This is a genomic window from Sinorhizobium terangae, assembly GCF_009601505.1.
In the GTDB taxonomy this organism is placed as follows: domain Bacteria; phylum Pseudomonadota; class Alphaproteobacteria; order Rhizobiales; family Rhizobiaceae; genus Sinorhizobium; species Sinorhizobium terangae.
In genome coordinates this window covers 65,362-71,361 of the sequence record NZ_WITC01000045.1, presented here as the reverse complement: position 1 = coordinate 71,361, position 6,000 = coordinate 65,362, and the positions used below count along the sequence as shown (strand labels likewise).

Genomic DNA, 6,000 nt, shown 5'->3' with positions numbered 1-6,000 from the left:
GAGTTACAGCGTCCTTTGTGCGTCCTAAAGGACGCACGGCGCTGTAAGGCGCGCTCGGAGGGCAGAACCGGCAGTTTCTTCATGAGCCAGTCGGCTCCGATTACACCGGAACGAGGAAGGCAACTGCGAAGCCGCGCAGCAGGTCCGCCACGGGAAGTCGACGCTGAGGCTCGACGACGTCGCCCGTGGCGAGATTGCGCATCTGCACGAGATCGCGGCCATCCGGCCATACAAGAAAGGTGTCCTTCCAAAGTCCGGGGAGAACGGAGAGCCGATCCCCGTCCGTATGGCGGAAGATGAGCCGCGGGACGAGCGTGATCGAGAAGTCGTCGTCGGTGTGGCGCATGAAGGCGGCGGCGTGGCGAGAGGCGGAACCTCGCAGTTGCAAGGGGAGGTAGCCACCCTTCGCAAAAAGGTTCGAGCCCCTGTTTCGACGATAGTTCAGGCATATCCCGATCAGTGACTGCTTACAGTCTTCGAAATTATTCGCGGTCGGCACGCGCGGCAGTTCGGGGAGCGTGGGACGTGGCGAAAAAGGCCGGCGGTTATCGGGGTCGACGAGGCTGAAGTCGAGACATTCGCTGCCCTGATAAATATCCGGGACTCCCGGTGCGGTCAGTTTGACCAACGTTTGTGAGAGGCTGTTGATCAAACCGGCCTGAATGAAGGGCCGTGCCGTTGCCTCGAAACGTTCGAGAAATGCTCGGTTCCGCAAGTCGAGGAGGTCGGAGAGGAACCCCGTCACCGCCGTTTCGTAGCCCTCGTCCGGAGACTCCCAGGTCGTCCTCAGCTTTGCTTCCCGAAGCGCCTTGATGGCAAAGTCGCAAAGACGCTCCCGCAGAGAGGAAAGATCGTCGTCATCGGGAGAGGGCTTGATGGGCCATATGCCGAGCAGGCTCTGGTACAGAAACTGCTCCACGGAGGCTTCCGGCGCGTCGCTGCCCGGGAGGTGGCGGATCCGCTCGGCATTCATCTCGCGCCAGTGCGCGACCGAAGCTGCCCAGACATCCGGCGCCTCGCTGATCGCGTAAAGGCGGGCGCGTGCGTCCTCGCCGCGCTTGGTGTCATGCGTCGACGTTGCCGAAAGGCTGTTTTGCATATTGCGTGCACGATCCTGCATCATCTCATGAAAGCGGTCGACGCCGCCTGGCCTCCAGAAGGGATCGGCTCCCACTTCATTTGCGGCGAGATAATCGGTCATCCTGTAGAAGAAGGTGTCCTCGACCGCCTTGGCCATGACGGCGCCGCTCAACTGCTGAAAGCGCGTCCGGAACTCGGATTGCAATTCCGGGTGCGCAAAGCCGCTCTTCGACTTCAGCGCGGCAATGACCAGGGCTATTTCGGCATCGGCGGTGGGGGCAGCGGCCACTGCCTTCAACTCCATTTCGTCCAGGATCCGGCAATCGCGCTCGGTTGTGCCGCGGCTGCTGACATAGGTCCGATAGACCGGCAGTTCTGCCACGAGCTGACGAATGGCTTCGGCACTGCGGCCGGTATCCGGCGATGAACCGTCGTTGTTCCCCATGTGGACGGCAAGTCTGGTCAGCCGCATGACCTCGGCATTGAAGTTATGATTTAACACCTGCAGCTTGCATTCCAGGACTGCTTTCCTCACCGCCGATCTGCGTCCCTCACTCGAAAGCCCGGAAGAAGGCTGCTCGTTGGTCAGGAGCTCCGCCAGTGCGGAGATGAACTCGTAGCCCGTGCTGCCCTCAACCGGCCACTCCTGCGGCAGTGCTTCGTTCGCCTCCAATATTTTCTCGACGACGATGTAGGTGCTGTTGCCGACGAGTTGCCGCAACCGGTGAAGATAGGCTTCGGGATCGGCAAGGCCGTCGACGTGATCGACCCGTAATCCGTCAATCAGGCCCTGCTTGATCAAATCGAGAGTCAGTCTATGGGTGTCCGTGAAAACGGTCGGGTCCTCGACACGCATGCCGACGAGACCGGCGATCTCGAAGAACCGGCGATAGCTCAGTTGGTCTCGCGCCGTCTTCCAGCTTGTAAGCCGCCAGCTCTGCATCTGGTGCAGCCGCTGCAGATGATCCTTGTCGGCGGAGAGCCGTTCGAGAAATTCGTCCAGCTCGGCGGCGACCGCGGGCGTCTTCACGATCGAGGAAACGTCGGAATGAAGATGTGTGGCTCCACTCGGCCCGGCCGCTCCGGCAATGGCCGCGATCCTCTCGAGAGCGGGGTTTGCTTCCTTGAGAATTGCGGGATAGGTGGCCGGATTGAGCGGGTACAGCGCGTCGTAATATTTGAGCGCCAGGCAATTGCGCTTGCGGTCGAAGGCGAGCCGGACGTTGCCGGCGGCGAGCTCTTCTTCGAAAGACCGTCCGAGGAAGGGCAGGGTGAGAGGCGACTGCCGGTCGACGTCGAAATGACCGGCAAAGGCGCTGGAGCGGCCCGATTCAATGACGCTGTGCCACCAATCGTTGTCGAGGCTTGCGGCCATGTGGTTCGGCACAATGTCGAGAATAATCCCCAGCCCGTTGGCTTTCAGTTCGCCGACCAGCTGCAACAATCCCTTTCGACCGCCCAAAGCTGGATCGATCTCGTTGAAGTCGACGATATCGTAGCCGTGCGTCGAGCCAGGAACGGCGGTAAATATCGGCGAGGCGTAAAGATGGGATATGCCGAGGCGGACGAGATGAGGGACCAACTCCACAGCTTTTGCGAAGTCCATCCCGTTTCGAAATTGCAGGCGGTAAGTTGCGTTGGGCGGTTGCATCGCGGGTTTGAATCCTGTGCCGGCTCAACACGATTTATCGCCTTTTTGTTCCGGCGACAGGAACCTGAAATCGGCTGTCCCACTCGCGGGCTATGAAGCATGCTTGGAAGGATCTGGCCGCCGGGCTGGCGCAACCGGTTGTCCTGACCGGAAAGCAATCGGCTCTTTGAGCTCACCCAGTTCTGGAGGGAAACCGTTAGGCACCTTCCCGGAGTTGCTTCAAAAGCGGACGATATGCTGAGACTCTCCTGAAAACTCGGCTGCCTAAACCGAAATTATTACCTTTGGGGCGGCTTGGCTAAGCAGAAATAACCCATTCGGGCTGCTTTTCGTTGTCTAGCTTGATGTTACATTGTCAAGTGCGGACTTTTCCGTGCGTCGTGTGGTTGAAGACTTAGAGAAATAGCTTTGTCAGTTCGCTGTTATATATGCGGACACGCATTAACGACATAAACGGAAGCTTTTTAGACTAAGCAATTTTACTTCGAGCGGTTCTCTTTGCGCGTAATTCGGAAGGGGCCCCGCTTAATGTTCTGCAGCACCTGCGATGAATGGAAGCCCGCCGACCCGACGATCGGAAACATCGTGAAAACAAGGAGCGTGCAATGAACAGGCTGAGACGCATTCTTACCCTATCGACGGCTCTCGCGCTGGTGACGACGTTCGCGGCCCCATTTGCAACTGCGGTCGCATACGCGGATGGCGGCGGCTACGACGGCGGTAGCAGCGATGGTGGGGGCAGCGGCGACGGCGATGGGGGTGGCGGTGACGGTGACGGCAGCGGCGGCGGCGATGGGGACGGCAGCGGCGGCGGCGATGGCGACGGCGACGGTGACGGCGGCGGCGATGGGGACGGCGACGGCGGCGGAGACGGTGATGGAGACGGCGACGGCGATGGGGACGGCGACGGAGACGGTGACGGCGGCGGCAATGGCCACGGCCATGGCCCGAAGGGCAACAACGGCTTCGGCAACGGCGGCGGTGACGGGGTACCCGGCAAATCCGGCAAGACCGACGTTAATCGATAAAACGCGGAAATGTGAGGGCGGTCGCTTGCAGGAGGACCGCCCTCCTTTGTTCGAAGCACCGAAGCGGGAAGAGCGCGAAGCGACCCCGCCGGAGTCGACGTGGAAGACCTGACGCCTGCTCGGGGTGTCAGCTGTGTCGTGCGTTTGGATTAAGCAAAAATTGGTACGTTCTGAGCGACCAGAATGCAGTACATAACCCCTTTGGGTTGTTTCTACTTGACCCTCCTGGTGATAAATTAGCAGTTGCGAATGTATAGCTTATTGCAAGTGCGCAGTGTCTGGCGATGTAAATTGGACGTGCTTGCATGCTCGCACGCCGAGTAGGGGCGTGTCATAAGGATAAAAAAGGCCCCTGAGCGAATTGCGTACAATTCAAGCTCTAGCTCGAGTGACTTGTGCTTATACAAGCAATTTTCGGGTAATTTTTTGCTTTAGTTTAAGCGTATCGCGGCGGACGGTAGTCCGCTGTTCCTGCAACCGTGGAGAAACCACGAGGGAGGGCGCAATGAACAAGCTAAGACGCATTCTTATCCTTTCAACGGCATTGGCGCTGGTGGCACCGTTCGCTACCCCTTCCGCGATAGATATCGCCAAGGCCGACGAGAAACGCGACAAAGGTCGCCGTGATTCGCATCGCGAGCGCGTTCGTGATGGTAAGCGCGGCGATGCCGATCATCATCATGATGATGATGATGATGATGATGATGACGACGACGATGATGACGACGACGACGACGATGACGACGATGACGACGATGATGACGACGACGATGACGATGACGATGATGACGATGATGACGACGACTGACAGCGTGCCCGGGTAAATCCAACAACCGTCATTGATCGTTAACGGGCAGAACATTTGGGAGGGCGGTCGCTCACAAGAGCGCGCCCTCCCTCTTCTTTCCAGCTGCTGCACGATTCCTTAAATCGGAATCGATTTAAGGATAAAATCATGCAGCAAATCAAAGTGCTACAGCGATCTTTGCGCGTCCGATTGGACGCGCGGCGCTGTAATGCGTGTCGCCCAAAAGTGTGCGTCGGTTTTGGGACAACGACATGCATAAAAGCAATGACCTAAAGCGCGTCGCATGAGTCCGATTGAACGCGATGCGCTTTAGTTCAGATTTGCCGTCAGCAAGTCCGGGGCGACCGCGCGTGCGATAGGACGCAAGCAGCGAAATGCGCCGGCATTCGCCGAGCATTATGCGGCCTTCCAGTGTCGACGGAAAATCGCCCGCCAAATGTCATGCTAGCAATTTGCCGATCAGCCGCTGGCAGCGCTCGGCCATGAAGTCGATGATCAGCCGTACCTTTGGATCCTGGAAACGTTTGTGCGGATAGATCGCCGCCAGCTGCGCACTGAGCGGCGGTGTATCCTGCAGGATCGGGACCAGGACGCCTTCATTGATGTACTGCTTCACCTCGAACAGCGGCTTGTTGATGATCCCACGGCCGTCGAGCGCCCATTGCGTCAGCACGTCGCCGTCGTCGGAATCATAGGGGCCGCTCACCTCGAACTTGCGCACGCCGTCGGGCGTCTGCAGCGTCCAGTAGTATTCCTTGGAGCCGGGATAGCGCAGCAGCAGACAGTCGTGATGTTCGGTGATGAGCTCATCGGGAGTAGCCGGTGTGCCGCGCCGCTCGAAATAGGCAGGCGCGCCGCAGACCACCCGATCGCAGTTCATGATGCCGCGCATGCGCAGGTTCGAATCCTCAAGAATGCCGAGCTTGAACGCAACGTCGACACCTTCGCTCAAGATATCGATATTGTGGTCGGAGAGGCGCAGGCGCACCTCGATATCCGGATATTTGTCGTGGAACTCCGGAATGCCGGAGGCAATCAGCCGGCGGCCGATGCCAAGCGGCGCGGTGATGCGAAGCGCCCCTTTCGGATTGCGCGAGAGATCGGCGATGGCGCTTTCGGCCTCGTTCACGGCCTCGAGAATTTTGACGGCGCCGTCATAGAAGACGCGCCCGTGCTCCGTCGGCGTCAGCTTGCGGGTCGTGCGGTTGAAGAGGCGAACGCCCATATGCCGCTCCAGCTCCTTTATCCGGTTGCTGGCAACCGCAGGCGTCACCCGCTGGTCGCGCCCTGCGGCCGACAGCGTTCCGAGTTCCACGACACGCACGAAAACGCGTACATTATCGAGATAAGACATGCCTCCCGCCTATGCTCCTCCGATGCCGACCGGCGCGCTTCAGCGTGCGAAAGGTCGTTTTAACGCTTTGAATTTCTGC

4 protein-coding genes are annotated in these 6,000 nt (G+C 59.1%); 1 reads left to right on the top strand and 3 read right to left on the bottom strand.

The window, feature by feature from the left end:
* Positions 1-100 precede the first annotated feature (100 nt).
* Entirely contained in the window at positions 101-2,731 is a 2,631-nt protein-coding gene (locus GHK62_RS12915; RefSeq protein WP_153439599.1) for a malto-oligosyltrehalose synthase, read from the bottom strand.
* A gap of 605 nt (positions 2,732-3,336) precedes the next feature.
* Here GHK62_RS12915 and GHK62_RS12910 point away from each other — a divergent pair.
* A complete protein-coding gene (locus GHK62_RS12910; protein WP_184108686.1) occupies positions 3,337-3,759 on the top strand; it encodes a hypothetical protein in 423 nt (140 codons plus the stop codon).
* A gap of 535 nt (positions 3,760-4,294) precedes the next feature.
* On the opposite strand, the gene GHK62_RS33890 is transcribed toward GHK62_RS12910, so the two are convergent.
* Both GHK62_RS33890 and GHK62_RS12895 read right to left on the bottom strand, forming a co-directional pair.
* On the bottom strand, positions 4,295-4,621 hold the full coding sequence (locus GHK62_RS33890; protein WP_184108684.1) for a hypothetical protein: 327 nt from the start codon (positions 4,619-4,621) through the stop codon (positions 4,295-4,297).
* A gap of 385 nt (positions 4,622-5,006) precedes the next feature.
* Positions 5,007-5,921, bottom strand: a complete 915-nt coding sequence (locus tag GHK62_RS12895) for a LysR family transcriptional regulator (protein ID WP_153439597.1) — start codon at positions 5,919-5,921, stop codon at positions 5,007-5,009.
* Positions 5,922-6,000 lie beyond the last annotated feature (79 nt).